The organism is Kribbella flavida DSM 17836, from assembly GCF_000024345.1.
GTDB lineage: Bacteria > Actinomycetota > Actinomycetes > Propionibacteriales > Kribbellaceae > Kribbella > Kribbella flavida.
In genome coordinates this window covers 895,339-910,317 of the sequence record NC_013729.1, presented here as the reverse complement: position 1 = coordinate 910,317, position 14,979 = coordinate 895,339, and the positions used below count along the sequence as shown (strand labels likewise).

At 60.9% G+C, this 14,979-nt stretch carries 14 protein-coding genes and 2 pseudogenes; 13 read left to right on the top strand and 3 right to left on the bottom strand.

Going from position 1 to position 14,979, the window contains the following annotated elements:
• The first annotated feature begins 305 nt into the window (after positions 1–305).
• The 9 genes and pseudogenes from KFLA_RS04155 (at position 306) to KFLA_RS37790 (ending at position 7,601) form a co-directional block, all read left to right on the top strand.
• The gene (locus KFLA_RS04155; RefSeq protein ID WP_012918507.1) at positions 306–524 is read left to right on the top strand and encodes a hypothetical protein; all 219 of its coding nucleotides are present in this window, start codon (positions 306–308) and stop codon (positions 522–524) included.
• A 10-nt stretch (positions 525–534) separates the two neighbouring features.
• Positions 535–1,053: pseudogene (locus KFLA_RS39520) on the top strand (DUF6879 family protein).
• 25 nt (positions 1,054–1,078) lie between these two features.
• Positions 1,079–1,651: a helix-turn-helix domain-containing protein gene (locus tag KFLA_RS38685; RefSeq protein ID WP_049797259.1), complete on the top strand. Its 573-nt coding sequence runs from the start codon at positions 1,079–1,081 to the stop codon at positions 1,649–1,651.
• A 17-nt stretch (positions 1,652–1,668) separates the two neighbouring features.
• Positions 1,669–2,532 carry an aminoglycoside phosphotransferase family protein gene (locus KFLA_RS04135; RefSeq protein ID WP_237706726.1) on the top strand — a complete coding sequence of 288 codons (864 nt, stop codon included), beginning with the start codon at positions 1,669–1,671 and terminating at the stop codon, positions 2,530–2,532.
• 625 nt (positions 2,533–3,157) lie between these two features.
• Positions 3,158–3,382 (top strand): annotated as a pseudogene (locus tag KFLA_RS39600) (DddA-like double-stranded DNA deaminase toxin); the annotation flags it as partial.
• Positions 3,383–3,390: 8 nt separating this feature from the next.
• The gene (locus tag KFLA_RS04130) at positions 3,391–3,777 is read left to right on the top strand and encodes an Imm1 family immunity protein (RefSeq protein ID WP_012918503.1); all 387 of its coding nucleotides are present in this window, start codon (positions 3,391–3,393) and stop codon (positions 3,775–3,777) included.
• 723 nt (positions 3,778–4,500) lie between these two features.
• Positions 4,501–5,883: a ParB N-terminal domain-containing protein gene (locus KFLA_RS04125; RefSeq protein ID WP_012918502.1), complete on the top strand. Its 1,383-nt coding sequence runs from the start codon at positions 4,501–4,503 to the stop codon at positions 5,881–5,883.
• A 118-nt stretch (positions 5,884–6,001) separates the two neighbouring features.
• Complete coding sequence (locus KFLA_RS36450) at positions 6,002–6,727, top strand: HNH endonuclease (RefSeq protein WP_083792789.1); 726 nt, start codon at positions 6,002–6,004, stop codon at positions 6,725–6,727.
• Positions 6,728–7,427: 700 nt separating this feature from the next.
• Positions 7,428–7,601, top strand: a complete 174-nt coding sequence (locus KFLA_RS37790) for a hypothetical protein (RefSeq protein ID WP_158307258.1) — start codon at positions 7,428–7,430, stop codon at positions 7,599–7,601.
• A 419-nt stretch (positions 7,602–8,020) separates the two neighbouring features.
• Here the strand turns inward: KFLA_RS37790 and dbpB (KFLA_RS36445) are convergent, their stop codons facing one another.
• From dbpB (KFLA_RS36445) to dbpB (KFLA_RS04115), 3 genes are read right to left on the bottom strand one after another with little or no spacing between them, the layout of a single operon-like run.
• Positions 8,021–9,133 (bottom strand): DGQHR domain-containing protein DpdB, encoded by a 1,113-nt coding sequence (gene dbpB, locus KFLA_RS36445; protein ID WP_012918500.1) that lies wholly within the window; start codon positions 9,131–9,133, stop codon positions 8,021–8,023.
• The gene (dpdA, locus tag KFLA_RS36440; protein ID WP_012918499.1) at positions 9,126–10,364 is read right to left on the bottom strand and encodes a tRNA-guanine transglycosylase DpdA; all 1,239 of its coding nucleotides are present in this window, start codon (positions 10,362–10,364) and stop codon (positions 9,126–9,128) included. Before dpdA ends, dbpB (KFLA_RS36445) begins: the two co-directional genes overlap by 8 nt.
• Positions 10,361–11,494 (bottom strand): DGQHR domain-containing protein DpdB, encoded by a 1,134-nt coding sequence (gene dbpB / locus KFLA_RS04115; protein WP_012918498.1) that lies wholly within the window; start codon positions 11,492–11,494, stop codon positions 10,361–10,363. The genes dpdA and dbpB (KFLA_RS04115) overlap by 4 nt, the downstream gene beginning before the upstream one ends.
• Positions 11,495–12,482: 988 nt before the next feature.
• On the opposite strand from dbpB (KFLA_RS04115), the gene queC reads away from it, so the two are divergent.
• Genes queC through KFLA_RS36430 form a run of 4 tightly spaced genes read left to right on the top strand, consistent with a single transcriptional unit; the run spans position 12,483 to position 14,955 of the window.
• Positions 12,483–13,190, top strand: a complete 708-nt coding sequence (gene queC, locus KFLA_RS04110) for a 7-cyano-7-deazaguanine synthase QueC (protein WP_012918496.1) — start codon at positions 12,483–12,485, stop codon at positions 13,188–13,190.
• A gap of 1 nt (position 13,191) precedes the next feature.
• Complete coding sequence (gene queE / locus KFLA_RS04105; RefSeq protein ID WP_012918495.1) at positions 13,192–13,827, top strand: 7-carboxy-7-deazaguanine synthase; 636 nt, start codon at positions 13,192–13,194, stop codon at positions 13,825–13,827.
• Entirely contained in the window at positions 13,824–14,192 is a 369-nt protein-coding gene (gene queD / locus KFLA_RS36435; protein WP_083792787.1) for a 6-carboxytetrahydropterin synthase QueD, read from the top strand. Before queE ends, queD begins: the two co-directional genes overlap by 4 nt.
• Entirely contained in the window at positions 14,185–14,955 is a 771-nt protein-coding gene (locus tag KFLA_RS36430; RefSeq protein WP_148256542.1) for a GTP cyclohydrolase I FolE2, read from the top strand. The genes queD and KFLA_RS36430 overlap by 8 nt, the downstream gene beginning before the upstream one ends.
• Positions 14,956–14,979: the final 24 nt, after the last annotated feature.

Sequence of the window (14,979 nt, the reverse complement as noted above, 5' to 3'; positions counted from 1 at the left end):
CGGAGGCCCACTGCTGATCGCGGTCGTCGGTTCTATGGCAAAGACCCCCGCTGCCCAGGCAACAGCTGTCCTGCGGTCTTCCGCGAGGGGGAGAGCAACGTCTACCTCCAAGTTGAGATGGTCTCGATCCAGCGCTGCTGGCCAGGCCGTCCTAGGAATGCGAACCTTCGGACTCGGAGGTCCCGGCGGTCGAGAGGCGGAGCCCGGTCTCAGCGTGGGAGACTCGGGCTAGCAACTTTTCGCAACATCGGTGACATGCAACATCGAGGAATTTCAAACTTGGCGAAGCAAAGCTTGAGAAACCGATGCGACAGGGGATCACGATGAAGCTGACGCTGGTTGCAGGCGACCCGGATTCGACTCCGAAGAACAGTCCGACCCTCTACAAGACCGACCGGGGCAGCTGGGTCGTGCAGGGCTGGGTCGTCACTGACCCGGATGCCCTCGCGACGATCAACCTCCCGGAGGGCGAGACCGCGGTCGAGATTCCGGACCGGATGATTCCGTTCTTCACGAACCCGTAGGCCGGCCGGCGTGGAGGAGATCACCGAGGAAGCCTTCGACGAACTGCTGACGGAGTTCAAGCGCAGTTCGGTGCACCTGGAGACCCGCGACGCGTACGGCACCGAGGTTGAGCTGCCGCACATGGCGAAGTGGAAGCGCAGTGAGGCGGACGACTTCGAGTGGCTGCAGGAGTGGTGTACGACACTTCGTGAACATGTAGCCGCGGGACGAACGGTGCGACGAGCAAAGATCGTCTCGGAACCGCTCAGCGAATACCAGCGGTGGGTCTACACCGTGTTCACGCCCATCGCCGCAGCCGGTGAGGACATCCGCTGAGTGCCACGACGATCGGTCTCGGAGTTGTGCATACCCGGCAATGACTACTACCTGCTCGATGACGAGAGGGTGGTGTTTCCGCACTACGCCGGGTCCGGCCTGAACACGGCGTTCACGACCACAACTAACCCGTCCGTCGTGGAGATGTGCCGCGACGCATTCGAGCGGGTGTGGTCGTTGGCGATACCGCACAGTGAGTACAACCCCGAATAGCGCCACCCGAAAGGCGCAGGAGGCGTTGGGCCTGCGTCTTCGGGAGCTCCGCAAGGATGCCGGGCTGACCGGTCGCGAGCTCGCTGCCGCGACCGGTTGGCATTTCACGCGTGTCTCGAAGCTGGAGCACGGGGTACAGGCACCCTCAAACGAGGACATCCGCCTGTGGTGCGAGGCGTGCTCCGCGGAGGAGCAGATTGCGGACCTGATCGCCCAGGCTCGCACGGTCGAATCGATGTACATGGAGTTCAAGCACCTTGGCGACACCGGGCATGCCTTGTGGGATCTCGCCGTCCGTCAGGGCAAGGCTGAACAGGAAGGAGCTGCCAGGCTGGCTAGCGCCGTCGCCGGTCACACCGAGACCTACGTGCGTTCGCGCGCCATGAGCGGTATCAAGCTGGCATCGCTGACCATGACGGTTGGCGATCCCCAGGAGGCTGTCATTGGCGCGCAGGCACTGAAGGACGCTCGGTCCTTGCGTTCACGTCGGGCAGCTGACGACCTGCGTGACCTGGCGCGCCGGGCGACGGTGTTCGAGCGAATCGATGAAGTCGACGAACTGCGCCACGACATCCGTAATGTGCTGGCCGCCTCGTGACAGTGTCACCTTCACAGGTGCTGCTCGAGCAGGCATGCAGTCAGGTTGGCCTGTCCTCGTCGGGCGCCAAGCCAGTTCGGCTGGGCGAGAACGCCATCTACCGTCTCCCGGGCCAGGTGGTGGTGCGCATCGGACGAAGCGGGCAGCTTGACGCCGCTAGGAAGGAGGTCGCCCTCGCACGATGGCTTGCGTCTGTGAAGGTGCGAGCAGCTGAGACCGTCGCCGGCATTGACCAGCCGGTCGTCATTGATGCCTCGCCGGTGACCTTTTGGCGTGAGCTCCCCGAGCATCGTCATGGCACCCCGCCCGAGGTCGCCGCCGTACTCAAACGCCTACACGCCAGTCACTACCGAACGACTTCGATCTTCCACCGCTTGCCCCCGTTCGTTCGCCTGGCCGAACGTATCGAAGGAGCGACGACCTTGAGCGAAGACGATCGGGACTGGCTGCGTGGGCAGCTTGCCCGACTCCGGGAGGCGTTCGATGACCTTCCCGCCGGCCTGCCACGGAGCGCGATCCACGGCGACGCCTGGGCTGGCAACGTCGTGGTAACAGCCGATGGCCCGGTGCTCCTGGACCTCGAACGTTTCTCGCTCGGACCGCCTGAGTGGGATTTGGTCAGCACCGCGGTTCGGTTGAGCACGTTCGGCACTATGACGGCCGAGGAGTACCAAGCCTTCGCACAGGCATACGGGCATGACGTGCTCAAGTGGGACGGATTCGATGTGCTGCGCGACATCCGTGAGTTGCGCGTCACCTGCTACGCGGCCCAGCGTGCGAGCGAAGAGCCTTCGCTCCGTGAGCAGGCCGATCTGCGAGTCGCCAGTATTCGCGGCCGACGCGGACCGAGACCGTGGCCCGACTGGAAGCCACTGACCTGAGGCCAAAGAACGAGATCGTGCTGGTCCGAGGAGGCCCTCCATCGTTAGCGATCCGAGCAGATCGGGCAGCTTGGAATAGGTCAGCCTCGCGATCACCGTCAGAGCAGCCATCTCTCGCCGCGATCGCCGCGTCTGGTCAATCGGCCAGGCGTTGCGAAGAGACAGCCCGTTGCTTGTCTCAGGCTGAGGTTCGAGAGGCAGTGGCTCGAGTAGACGATGAGCGGCACTCGAACCGCGGAACCAAGGGGCGGCTCGAGGGGCGCGGACGGTCGCCAGGGCCAGGTAACGGCCCCCGGGCGTCGCCGTGACGACCACGACGTGCGGGAAGCCAACAAGCCGGATAAGCCCGCCCCGGCGGGCGACGAGACGAGTTGGGAGGAGGATGGACCACGGTCTCTGGGGCACCATCGACGATCGGCCGCAGCACAGTGGCTCCAGTGATGAAGTTGGAGAAAGGCCCGAGCCCGCTCGTTCGTCGAGCAGACTTTTCGGCCACTACCCGACCGGCCGCGAGACGTCGGGCCGCCATCCGGAATTCTGACAAGGCCGGACGTGGAGGCCTGATTCATGTGCTCAGCGGGACGCGAGGACCCGAGGTACGGCGCCAGGTCTCAGCGGCCGAACCGCCAGCCTCGACTCTGCGCGAGAACACGCGGAGGGCGAGGCGGCCCTCATGCGCCGCGCGGGAACGCCTCGAGAAATGACCCTGTACGTGAACAAGCGTCCCTGTGGTGGTCGGTACGGCTGCGACAACACGTTGCCGTGGCAGTTGCCAACCGGTACCAAGCTGACGGTCTATTGGCCAGGCGGCTATAAGGTCTACATCGGTGATGGGAGAGGGCTCGCCTGAACGACTTCTTGACGGCCTACTACGACGATGACGCGGGACAGGAGCGCATCGGCAGCCAGGCCGAGCTCGACGAAGTGCTTGACCGAGTGGCAAGTTTGCCTCGGCCGACCTGGGTCGAACTGGTCAGCGCGGACGAGCTCGCCACGATGAACATTGGGCTAGGGGCGGCCTTCAGTTCCTTGACGCTCTACGACGACGTCGATGGCTCCGCCGAGTACCGCTCAGCCGGCACCCTCGACGAGCCGCAGGAGGCCACTTTCGACTATGGGGCCGTGCCGACGACCATGAGCAAAGGCAAAGCGATGACCGTGAAGGATGCTCGTGCGGCGGCCTCTGAGTTCTTCGCCACCGGCAGACGTCCTGAGTTGGTGGCGTGGGAGTTGGCCCTCGACTGAGCGCTCACATGGCGGACATCGAACCTTGGTGTTCTGCGCTGTTGCCGCTCAGACTTCGTCGTTTCGAACGGTCGCCACCCGCTGCCAGTTATAGGCCGATCGCGCTGGACGGCGTCACATCTGTCTTCCGGTCCAACCAGGCGGCTTCTAGTCAACGTCGCAATACGGGTGCGTCGGCGAGGTTAGCAGTGCGGTGAACAGTTCGGCGGCTGTGCGGTCTCCCAGGACACGGCGGGGACGGTGGTTGATCTCGTTTCGACGGCTCGGAGGTGTGCTGGGGTGTGGATGCCGAGGTCGGTGCCCTTCGGGAATTACTGGCGCAGCAGGCCGCTCGCGTTCTCGTTCGAGCCCGCGCCGCCGGGGCGATTGGGAGCCACAGAAGTAGATCGGCGCACCCACGGTTGCCGAGATGGTGGTGTGCCGGGCCATCTCGGCTCCGTGATTGTCGGGAAGGCAATCTGGGCCGATGCTTGCCACGGCCGGACACATCTCAGCGCGGCGGCGTTCTCTGACGAGGCGAGTCTCCATGACATCGTCGCCACGTCGCTTGAGTTGTTACCCTTGTCGGGTGCTCCAAGTTTGGCGGGTGTCGGCGGGGAGGCTCTGCTTGGAAGCGGGTATGACGCCTGCCTGCCGAGACTGGACACCGGTATGCCAGCGAATCACGCCACTGACATGCCATCATGAGCGAGCAACCAGACGACGGCTGTAGAAGGAGAGCCCGTGCCTGACACTTACACCTACGAGGCGGTCCGAGTTCAGCAGCGGCCTTCGGCACCGCCTTTCTACCTCGTTGGCGCGCCGGCTCATGAGATCACGAAGTGGGCGGACGCACCTCACAAGAAATCGAGTCTGCGTGCGGGATATCAGCGTGAGTTGGATGAATCTCGGCTTGGTTCTATCGAGAAATTTCTCGAACTCTCGAGTGACAACATTCTACCATCTGCAGCACTGATTGCCATACGGCCGTCGGCCCTCAAAGTCACGGGCGAGGGCAATCACTGCAAAGTGGAGATTCGAATCGATGCGATCGGCCCCGATGAGTCTCGCGCGATCCTGTTGGAGGAACTGGCCGAGCGTCTCAGTTCGGAGGAAATGGCCAGTGTGGGGCCTGCGGACGAGTCGGAGGAGGATGATCTCGCCGAAGAGGACCTAGAAGCAATTCGGCCTGAGTCATACATGTCTAGCCTTTACGCCGAGTTGAGGGATTATGGATCGTTGGATCCCGAGCGTCAGGCCGAGATGGACGAGTTCGTAGCGACCATGATGACTCCGGGCCTAATCATGGATGGGCAGCACCGTATCTTCGGCGCCAAGGAGGCATACAACGGTTCGATCGTCCTGCCGTTGGTTCTGGTTCCGGGCCTGGATGTCAGCGAGCAGGTCTTCAACTTCTATGTCCTGAACAACAAAGCGAAGCCGTTGGACAAGCGCCAGTTGCGGTCGATCATTGCTACATCGTTGACGGCCGCTGAGATCGCGCGTCTGTACGAGCGGTTCAGTAGCAGTGGGCTTCGTGCTGATGAGGCTCAGTGGACATATCGAGTTCACACAGATCCGTCAAGCCCATTCGTGGGCCTGATCTCGCTGAAGTTGTCTGACGATGAGGCTCCGATCGACGACAATGTCATGGACCAGGTTGTCAGTAGGTTCATGAAACTCCCGAAAACCTATAATGCGCTGAAGAAGGGTATCTCCTGGGAGTCCGGTGATCCAGATTTCTCGAACCGCCTCGCGCTGTTCTATGCACTTTGGAGGGCGGTCAAGGACACGTACCCAGGGGCGTGGGCGGCGGCAACTGGCACTGGCGGGTTCGTCCAGATTTTCCAGAAGGTCGCGCTACTGCAAACGCAAGAGTACGTGCTTGATGTCCTCAAGCAGGTCGTCGCCTTCCAAGACAAGTCGCCATTCTCGTCACCGGATGACCTGTATGACGCTGCGTCTGTGGCTCTCAAACGGATTCCGGAGGCCTTCTATCTGAAGGAATGGAAGAAGAAGGGTCTTGATACCGGACCCGGCAAGACTTTCTTCTTGGAGCAGATGAGGAAGGTCGCAGCTGCCGACGGGAAGAACCTTGGAAACTTCGCAATCTTCCGCGCTGAATAGCTCGGGGACGTGGGACGACGCCCGGCTTGACTCGTTGATCTCCGACCTGATTCTCAGCGTTGGTCGAGGGACGAGGCACTGGCAGCATGCTCGGGACTGGGCTGCGGAACGTCTCCGGATGGCGAATGAGTTGGAGGACCAAGCAGATCTGGCTGTTCGCCTTCGCGTGGCTCTCAGCCTCTGCCCTGCGGATGCCCTGACTCACCGCAGATCTGATCGAGTCTCTAGGCGGGAGAAGATCGAACGACACCTCCTCGCTGAAGCGCTTGTACCGGACGAGTTTGTGGATCTTCTGGCAGAGGCTGTGGATCGAACGCTGGACGCTTGGCAAGTGCAACGCGAAAACGTTGCCAACTTCCGTGAGTACCTGCTTGAACGTGACGGTAGCCGTTGTGGCTCCTGCCGCGTGGACTTTAGTCAAGCGACCGACGAGGTCGATTCCGTTCGCCTGCGAGACCCGTTCAAGCTGGCCTGGGTCGACCCAAGTCGGCATCTTCAAGCAACAGTCGACCATCGTGAGCCTGTGTCCAAGTTCGGCACAAACGAAGTCGACAACCTTTGGTTGCTCTGCCGATTCTGCAACGAAGGTAAGGGCGATGGGTCACCCATCTTGCTTAAGCATGAGCTCGACTACGCGGCCGACTTACCATGGGCCGGTTCGGTGAACCCGGCTGCGAACTTGCTGGCGCATTCGTCACGCATCACGTATCGCGTTCTAGCCCGCCAGAACTTTGAATGTGGGCGCTGCGGTGGACGGGATCACGAACTCACTGTTCGCAAGGAGCGAGAGAGTGGCCTCGCGGTGCTGAGTAATCTGACGAGCGTGTGTGTCGAGTGCCTGTAGTGACGTAAGTTTCAGCACCGCAGTTCGCGATCCATGCAATCGCTGTGGTTACAGTTCACAGAAATCTGGGCGGACCGTCTCGCGTTGGAGCGCGCAGCGTTACTCGTTCGAGCGAGGCCTGCAGTTCCAGGACGGCCGCAGAGGCGGTGCGAGCCGGCGACTTCGGAGCCACAGTTCGACGATGCCTCCAGACTGTTCGTCCCGCTCGGTCAGAACCTGCCGCACCTTGTCGTGCTCATCCTCGTGCCTGCCCCTCCTCCCTTCCAGTCCCAGATGTGGGTCACGTCGAAGTGAAGTCGCAGCCCTTCGAGTGCTGTAACGAGTTGGCGGCCAGTCGACGTACCGCCTGGCCCGCGAGTCCAGTTGATTCCGTTGGCGGCGATCAACTTCATCGTAAACACTCCAATCGCTCGACCGCCAAGACCAACCTCGCAAGGCTCGATCGCTCAAGGCCCGAACGTAATCTTGCTTCAACGAGATTGTGGCGATCAGGCCATAGTCTCTGCGGCTGGCCAGGACAACTCTGTGTCGGCCGGAAGCGGTCCGCGCACGTCGATTCCGTCGACCTTGACGACCGAAATCGCAGGCTCGGTCTTCTCGGGTGCTCGCCGTCCCCGAACAGACCATTCTCACGCGCGTGTGGGTAGATCGCGCAGACGCCGATCCGTGGTCCGGGTACGCCGGCGCTGAGCGTCGCGGCATGGCCGCCGCCGAGCGTCCGCCCGACAAGGCCGGGCTCGGACGTCGTCCGCGCGACAGCGAACTCCTACATCCCCAAGGCATCGAGGACGATGAAGGCGGTATCTCGACCAATCAGGACCAGCGCCAACGGACGGGGACCTGCGGCGAGCAACTGCCGAGCGACGTCCGATAGCACGGTGGAGATGGCTGCCGGCGCTGCAAGTGCGTGGGCGAGACGGACTCTGCCATCAGCACCCACAGGTCGCCCGGCTCGCAACGCCCCAGGTGCCCTCGTTGCGCAGCGCGTCGGCCTGCGATCTGCAGGAGAGACCGCCACGCACTCGATCCCGGTCAAGCTGATGTTTGGCGCAGCTGCGGTCTAGTCGACAACGGATCGATCTGCAAGGGCCGCCGGCTCTGCGGGATCCGGCCGAGAGGGTCTGGACCGCGACACGTCCCCAAGTTGGACACAACCCAGAGGTCGTAGGGTTCAATCCTGCCCCCCGCTACGGAGGAAGGCCCTGTGACTACGCGAAACGCCGGTCAATGGGATTTCGTGATTGCGGCAGATCGACGTGACCACGGTCTAGGATGGCCTTCACAAAGAGACGATTACCGGATTGACCTCAGTAAGTGATTGCTAAGAAGGCGAACGTCCGACGGTGTGTTCTGCAGACCATTCCAGCGGCGCGACTCGCCATTTCCAAATTCCCAAACGCCGCTTGTCCACGCGCAGACGGACTTAAGTCTCGCCAATGGTTTGCCGAGGTCAAGTGTCGGCAGTTCCCTGGCTGGGATGCCGTCCGTCAGATGATCCATCACGTATCCAAGCGCTTGGATCCCCACTCCATGGCTAAGACGGGATTTGCGCGGTGGCAGTGACCAAGCCTCTGGAAACGTAGCCTTAACAAGGCCCCAGAAAATCTTCAAGTGGAGAAGCATCGCCTCTTCGTCGCCGGATCCGTCGCGAGGATCGCGGTATTGGTAGAGAGCGCCTTCATACAGGCTATTCTCGATCATCTTTAGTACACTGTTGTCTTTAATGTAGCCGTCGGGCACCGTTGGGGTGGAGATCAGGCCGCGGAACGGACTGTCGATGTCCGACTGGGTGGTCACTTCGTTGTTTAGCCGCGCCATGATCCGGGTGGGAAGTTGCCGACGAGCGTAGCGAGCGGGTAGATGCCCTGCAGTGTCGGGAAGAAGTTCGTGGATCAAGCCTTTCGGTAGAGGTTTGGTATTGTTGACCAGGATGAACTGTGAGCGTTGGTGATCCTGCCCGTCCGCGATGAACCCCACGGCTGCGATCGGGAACTCGGCGAGTTCCGCATCGCGAATGGCCGCGCTACGCTGCTGTCCATCGACAAGCCATGCAGGTTTGTCGTTCTCTGGTAAAGCCTCGTCGATTGGAATTATGAGTTCGCCAACTGTGGTGTAGTCCACAAGCGTGGCGGTCTTGGATACCTTGAACTTGACTCTTTCGTCGAAGGCAAGGACGACGGCGTTCGGCAGCATCGCGCCGTCTGATTCGAGATACCTCCGGATCGCGTTGATATGGCTCAATACCTCGGGACGTTGGTAGCCCTGTAGGTGATCGTCCTCTCGTCGAACTCGAGATACAGTGGTGAAGTCATGGATTCGTTTTCCATCGACTCCAAAGCAGTAGATGTAGTGCTTTCCTTGCCGTATCCGCAGTGCGGGTAGGCAAAGGGTGTATTTATCAGCCACGCCGGCTCCCGTTCGTGCTGCAGAGGGTGAGCTTTTTCATCTTCTTGAAGAGAACCGAGAGGTTGTGAAATCCCCGGCGCTTGTTCCGTTCGGTGCCGCGGAAGATGATAATCTCGATTCCGTGCTCTCGGCACAGAGCGCAAGAGCATGCCTTCCACGGAGTGGCCTCTAGTGTCCGCCGATAGGCGTCGAGATATGTCTTCTCGCTCTTGGTGATTGCCTCGTACTGGGAAAGAGCGTCTAGGACCGATTCCAGTGGGCAGTCGCCGGAGTCGTAGCGGCGTAGCCTTCTGAGGCACTCTCTTTCAGTTCGGATTGCATCTCGCTGAGACACCACGCCGCCAAGGATGTTGCGCTTGAGAGTGCTGTTCCCCTCGACCTGCGGAACTCGCACCGCGACGTAGTCAGTTTCTGGGGAATGGTAATTTCTCCGGTCATCCATAAAGGACTGCCTGAAGGCGGACGTGCTGTCGAAGCTCGCGATCCCAAGCCGAGCAAATTCCTCCATCGACTCGATGCGAGTAATGCCGAGTAGGTGCAGTTGAGTCTCAGGTCTGCGCACCTCGGCGATTTTCTCGAGGCATCGAATGATATCTGGCGTCTTAAGTGGAACCATTCCGCCGAGGGCGATCCGGCGGTAGCCCATCGATTGCAACTGCCGCACGCTGTCCGCATAACTATCTGGACTCCAACCTTGAGCGGCGCCAACCGGCTGAATGGTGGAGTTGCCTGCGTCTACCGCCTCAATGAATTCGGCGGCCAGGCGAAGTGTGAGTAGGCGGCGCTCAGCCCACTCTGTATCAACGGTCTCTGGAGTTGCGTCGGGGTCATAGCCAAAGATTACATGGTCTACGCTCACACCCGCATCGAAGCCGCATTCCTGATAGAAGTCGAGCGTCTCTCGAACGGTTACAGGCGGAATGCGTTCTTCGACATAATTAAAGGCCCCATTGTCGCCCAGAGTTTCGACCCCGCGCGGGAGTCTGAAGAACTTACGAACCCCAAGGCGGTGGAGTCTGGCACGTTGCGGTGCGGTGTACTTTCCGGCTCCGCGGACCGACCCGTCGACGATGGCCTTGCTGACGAGGATTCCATCATATGGAGGCCGGCTAAGCACTTCGTGAGCGTAGAGGTCGTCGCGTTGACGCACCCGCAAAGGGGAATACTCGTCATGGAGAAAGTCGTAGGTCGGACTGACCAGGTCCTGGCTATCGGGGAAATAGAACTTCATCGGGAACCTGTCCGGGCGCTGAGGTAACTCCGGACCAGCAGGTTCGACAGGGCGCTGATGTGGCGAGGCATGTTCTGTAGTTCATTCCAGGAGAGGCGCAATTCGGGCCAGGTGCCCTGGGTCCAGTGACAAAGCGGGGCAATTCTGGAGAGTTCATTCTTGGCTTGGACGAGCGCGTCTTGACTACTAAGGTCGACGTGAGCCATGACGCGGTCCATCAGGCGCCCCATCGCACGTATACCCACACCTCCCATGAGGCGCGACTTAGCGGGGGGTAAGCCCCATGCGTCTGGGAAGGTCTCGCGGACCGCGGTCCAGTAGATCAAGAGGACCCGACGAATGCCCTCGGTGTCTGTCGTCCCGGCAGCGATGTTGCGGTACGGGAACAGCACGCCCGACGGCGACTCGATTGACTCCTTGAGCGCCTCGACAAGACTGTTGTCCGTCACGACTAAGTGCTTACGTTCGACTGGATCTGCCGATGCTCGCTTGATGAGGTTATGGAATGGCGATTCGGGATCCCGATTCAGCATGTCGACTAGCGCTGATGGGAGCCTTCGGGCTGAAAGCCGAGATGACGGTGCGGCAACGATCTCCGGTAGAAGTTCAGTAACGAGATTCACCGGCAAGGGGGAGACCGTGTTCACGCGAAGGAATTGGTCGCGCTGCAGTTCGAGGGTATCGGCGACGAACCCGGCGACGGGTATCGGGAGCCGGGTGTTCTTCGTCTGGGCTAAGGCCCGACTTCGTTGTTGGCCATCGACGATCCAAGCGGGCCGTGGTCCATCGGAGCTGGCTGACAACGGTATGGTCAACGTCCCCGCGGTAGCGAGTCCGTCTGTGGTTGTTGGACCCCGGCTGGACTTGAACCTGACGGTGTCCGGCAGCGCGAGGATGAGGCCATTCGGGAAGAGGACGTCGCCGGAGTCAAGGTACTCAAGGATCTGTCGCACGTGGCTTCTCTTCTCCGGACGTTGGTATCCGATCAGCTTGCCGGCCTGGTCTCGAGAGATGCGCGCGACGTCGGCGACCAAGTCAACCTCATCGGCTGCGAGAGCGAAGAGGTAAAGGGGGGCTGCCTCACTTTGTACTAGGCGCAGCGCTCGGCGCTCCAGTCTCTCTACTGGCATGGAGCGCTCACCGCCTGCGCGAAGAGCTGCGCGAAGCGTCGTTGCTCGCATGCCAAGTTGTTGTCGCGGAGCAATCGTAGTGCTCGCGTCCGTGGAAGCGTTGGGTTCGCTGCTCGTGCCTCGCGAATAAAGGTCAGAACCTCCTCGTCACCTACAGTCGCTCTCTCGTAGTTCTCAGATCGCAACACGGTGGAGGCCCAGGTGTTCCAGGCGTCTTGCAGGGAGTCGGAGTGCAGACTGTAGCCGTCCAATCGTTCCAGCCACGCGATCGCCGTGCGCATGTTCAGGCCTGTGATTGTGCCACCGAGATGGCTGCGCAGTCGTCTGTCCGATGCAAGGCGCGGTAGGCCCGCAATGTCCCGGGCTCCTCCGACGAGTAGGCAGTCGCTACCCCGCTGAGCAAGGGCCAACAGATCTGCCTCGAGCGCGACCGCGTAGTTGGCTGACAACACGAGGAGCACCTGCCCGCGCAACTCCCGGGCAGGATCGAGCGCAGAGTGGTCATGGATCCGGTCATGCCACCAATCTTGACTGTCTGCCCTTGTCTGACAGACGGAGTCTTGTTGGTACCGCGTAAAGGTTGCTCCGTAGGCGGGCGCTGTGGACGTCAGGTCACGAAGGCCGAGTCCGGCCGAGGCGACAAGTATCCGGGGTTCGAAGCCCGCGCGTCGAACTGTGGTGCCGAGTTTGGTGACCTGTGACCATGACTCGCCCTGGTATAGGGCGCTCAGGGGGTGCCTACTCGGGGCCGATTTCAGCCGAGTTCGCCAGATGTCGGAGCGATCTGAGAGGCTACCGATCGGCAGGCTTCGCGCAAGAGTGTCACGGGTTGGCCGCGCTGACTTGCGGTCAGTGCACGTAACGATGATCGTCAGTTTCCGCATGTCCACCGCCTCTCGCTGATCGGAAACTGTCAGGGTGTCGCAGCTACTGTAGCGTGCAGTTACTCGTACCCTGGACGTGGCTCGCGGGGTGTGTGCAACCCCTTATGGAGGTGGAGGAGAAGATGGATCGTCCGGCCGTAGTGTTGCTCAGTGGTGGCCTTGACTCGACGACGGTGCTCGCGATCGCACGCTCGGAGGGATTCACACCGTATGCGCTCAGTTTTCGGTACGGCCAGCGGCACGTCGTCGAACTAGCCGCTGCCACGCGCGTCGCAGAGGCGCAAGGCGTCGCTCGACACGTCATCGCCGACATCGATCTGAGGGTTTTCGGTGGATCGGCGCTCACATCCGATATCGACGTGCCGAAGCATGACGACGTGAGCGACGTTGATGAGAGCATCCCGCTTACCTACGTGCCGGCACGCAACACGATCTTCCTGTCTTTCGCGCTCGCATACGCGGAGACTGTCGGTGCCATTGATGTGTTCATCGGCGTCAGCGCGCTCGACTACTCTGGCTACCCGGATTGCCGGCCGGAATACATCGAAGCCTACGAGGCGATGGCGAACCTGGCGACTCGCGCGGGTGTCGACGGCCACAGGCTCAAGATTCACACCCCGCTGATAGAGATGACCAAGGGGCAGACCGTCGAGCTCGGACTCAAGTTGGGCGTTGACTACGCGCTCACCTCGTCCTGCTATGACCCTGACCTCGACGGCCGCCCCTGTGGCCATTGCGATTCCTGCCTCCTGCGGCGGAAGGGGTTCGCCGAGGCCGGCAGCGAGGACCCCCTGGTGTACCAGGCGGGCTGACGTGTCTTACAAGGTAAAGGAGATCTTCTACACGCTGCAGGGCGAGGGCTCACACGCCGGTCGACCGGCGGTGTTCTGCCGCTTCGCGTCATGCAACTTGTGGACCGGGCGCGAGAAGGACCGGGCCCGAGCGATCTGCAGTTTCTGTGATACCGACTTCGTTGGAACCGACGGACCTGGCGGTGGCAAGTTCGCTAGTGCTGAAGATTTAGCACGCGCAGTCGAGGACGCCTGGCCGCACGACGGACACGATCAGCGAATGGTGGTGTGCACTGGTGGCGAACCCCTTCTCCAGTTGGACGCAGATGCGGTATCCGCACTCCATGAACGGGGCTTCTACGTTGCCGTCGAAACCAACGGCACACAGATCCCTCCGCAGGGCCTGGACTGGTTGTGCGTGAGCCCGAAGATCGGCGCTGAACTGATTGTGACGTCGGGTGATGAACTCAAGTTGGTGTATCCACAGGCGGGCGGAGATCCGGCGCAATTCGAGCACCTGGAGTTCGAGCACTTCCGATTGCAGCCGATGGACAGTCCTGATCGGCAGCAGAACACGGCCGCGGCCGTCGAGTATTGCCTCAAGCATCCGCGTTGGCAGTTGAGCCTTCAGACTCACAAGTACCTGGGGATTCCGTGACCGAGATCTTTCGAGAGTTCACCTTCGAGGCCGCGCATCGGCTGCCGAACGTTCCAGAGGGGCACAAGTGCTCGAGGCTGCACGGGCACTCCTTTAAGGTGGTGGTATCGGTAGCGGGCCCTGTCGATCCGGATTTGGGTTGGGTGATGGATTTCGGGGACGTGAAGGCTGCCTTCACTCCCCTTGAGGACCAACTCGATCATCGATACCTGAATGAGGTCAATGGGTTGGAGAATCCCACGAGCGAGAACCTTGCCCGCTGGATCTGGGATCGGCTGCGACCAGAACTTGCCGGATTGACTGAGGTAGTCGTCCGTGAGACATGTACGTCCGGCTGTCGCTATCGAGGAGTCGACGTTGCGTGACATTCAGAACGAACTCGATATACGAGGTGTTCCGATTGACCGGGTCGGCGTAGCAAGTGTGAAGTACCCAGTTTCCCTGGTGGACGGTCAGTTGGCGCAGAGTGGAGTTGCTGATTTCGATATCACGGTGGCGCTATCGGCGGACAAGCGAGGAACTCACATGAGTCGAATGGTCGAACTCATTCGTGATCATCTGACTGAATTGGATCCCCGCCGCCTGCCGATCGTGTTAAAGGTGGCAGCAGATGCGTTTGAGGCAAGGACGGTCAGCATCGGCGCCGAGATTCAGTTTGCGACCGAAGTGGCTGCACCTGTAACAGGTCGCTCCGTTTACCAGGTGCACGGTTTGAGGCTCGACGCGAGTCTTGATCAAGCCGGGGTAGACATTCAGTCAACGGTAACGGCGGAAGTCACCAGTCTCTGCCCATGCTCGAAGGCGATCTCAGACTATGGAGCACACAACCAGCGCAGCAACGTGCGTCTGACGACAGTGGGTAGTGCTGACACTCCGTACCCAATCTCGGCAAGCGAGGCGGTTTCGATGATCCGATCGATCGGTTCGGCTCCCGTCTATCCAATTGTCAAGCGTCCCGATGAGCGGCATATCACAATGCAGGCTTTTGATCATCCAGTGTTTGTGGAGGACATGGTACGGGACCTGTCGGTCAGATGCGATTTGCTCCAGGTTAGGCACCGCGTTGAGGTGCGCAACCTCGAGAGCATCCATAGTCATGACGCTGTTGCATCGATCGATCGTCGATAAGCCGCCACTTCTTGGTCAGCCAAT

What these genes read in the sequence shown, in the direction of transcription:
- KFLA_RS04155 (WP_012918507.1), top strand. Translation starts at nt 306, where the DNA reads ATGCGACAGGGGATCACGATGAAGCTGACGCTGGTTGCAGGCGACCCG.
- KFLA_RS36450 (WP_083792789.1), top strand. Translation starts at nt 6,002, where the DNA reads ATGGCGAATGAGTTGGAGGACCAAGCAGATCTGGCTGTTCGCCTTCGC.
- KFLA_RS37790 (WP_158307258.1), top strand. Translation starts at nt 7,428, where the DNA reads ATGGCCGCCGCCGAGCGTCCGCCCGACAAGGCCGGGCTCGGACGTCGT.
- dpdA (WP_012918499.1), bottom strand. Translation starts at nt 10,364, where the DNA reads ATGAAGTTCTATTTCCCCGATAGCCAGGACCTGGTCAGTCCGACCTAC.
- dbpB (WP_012918498.1), bottom strand. Translation starts at nt 11,494, where the DNA reads ATGCCAGTAGAGAGACTGGAGCGCCGAGCGCTGCGCCTAGTACAAAGT.
- queC (WP_012918496.1), top strand. Translation starts at nt 12,483, where the DNA reads ATGGAGGTGGAGGAGAAGATGGATCGTCCGGCCGTAGTGTTGCTCAGT.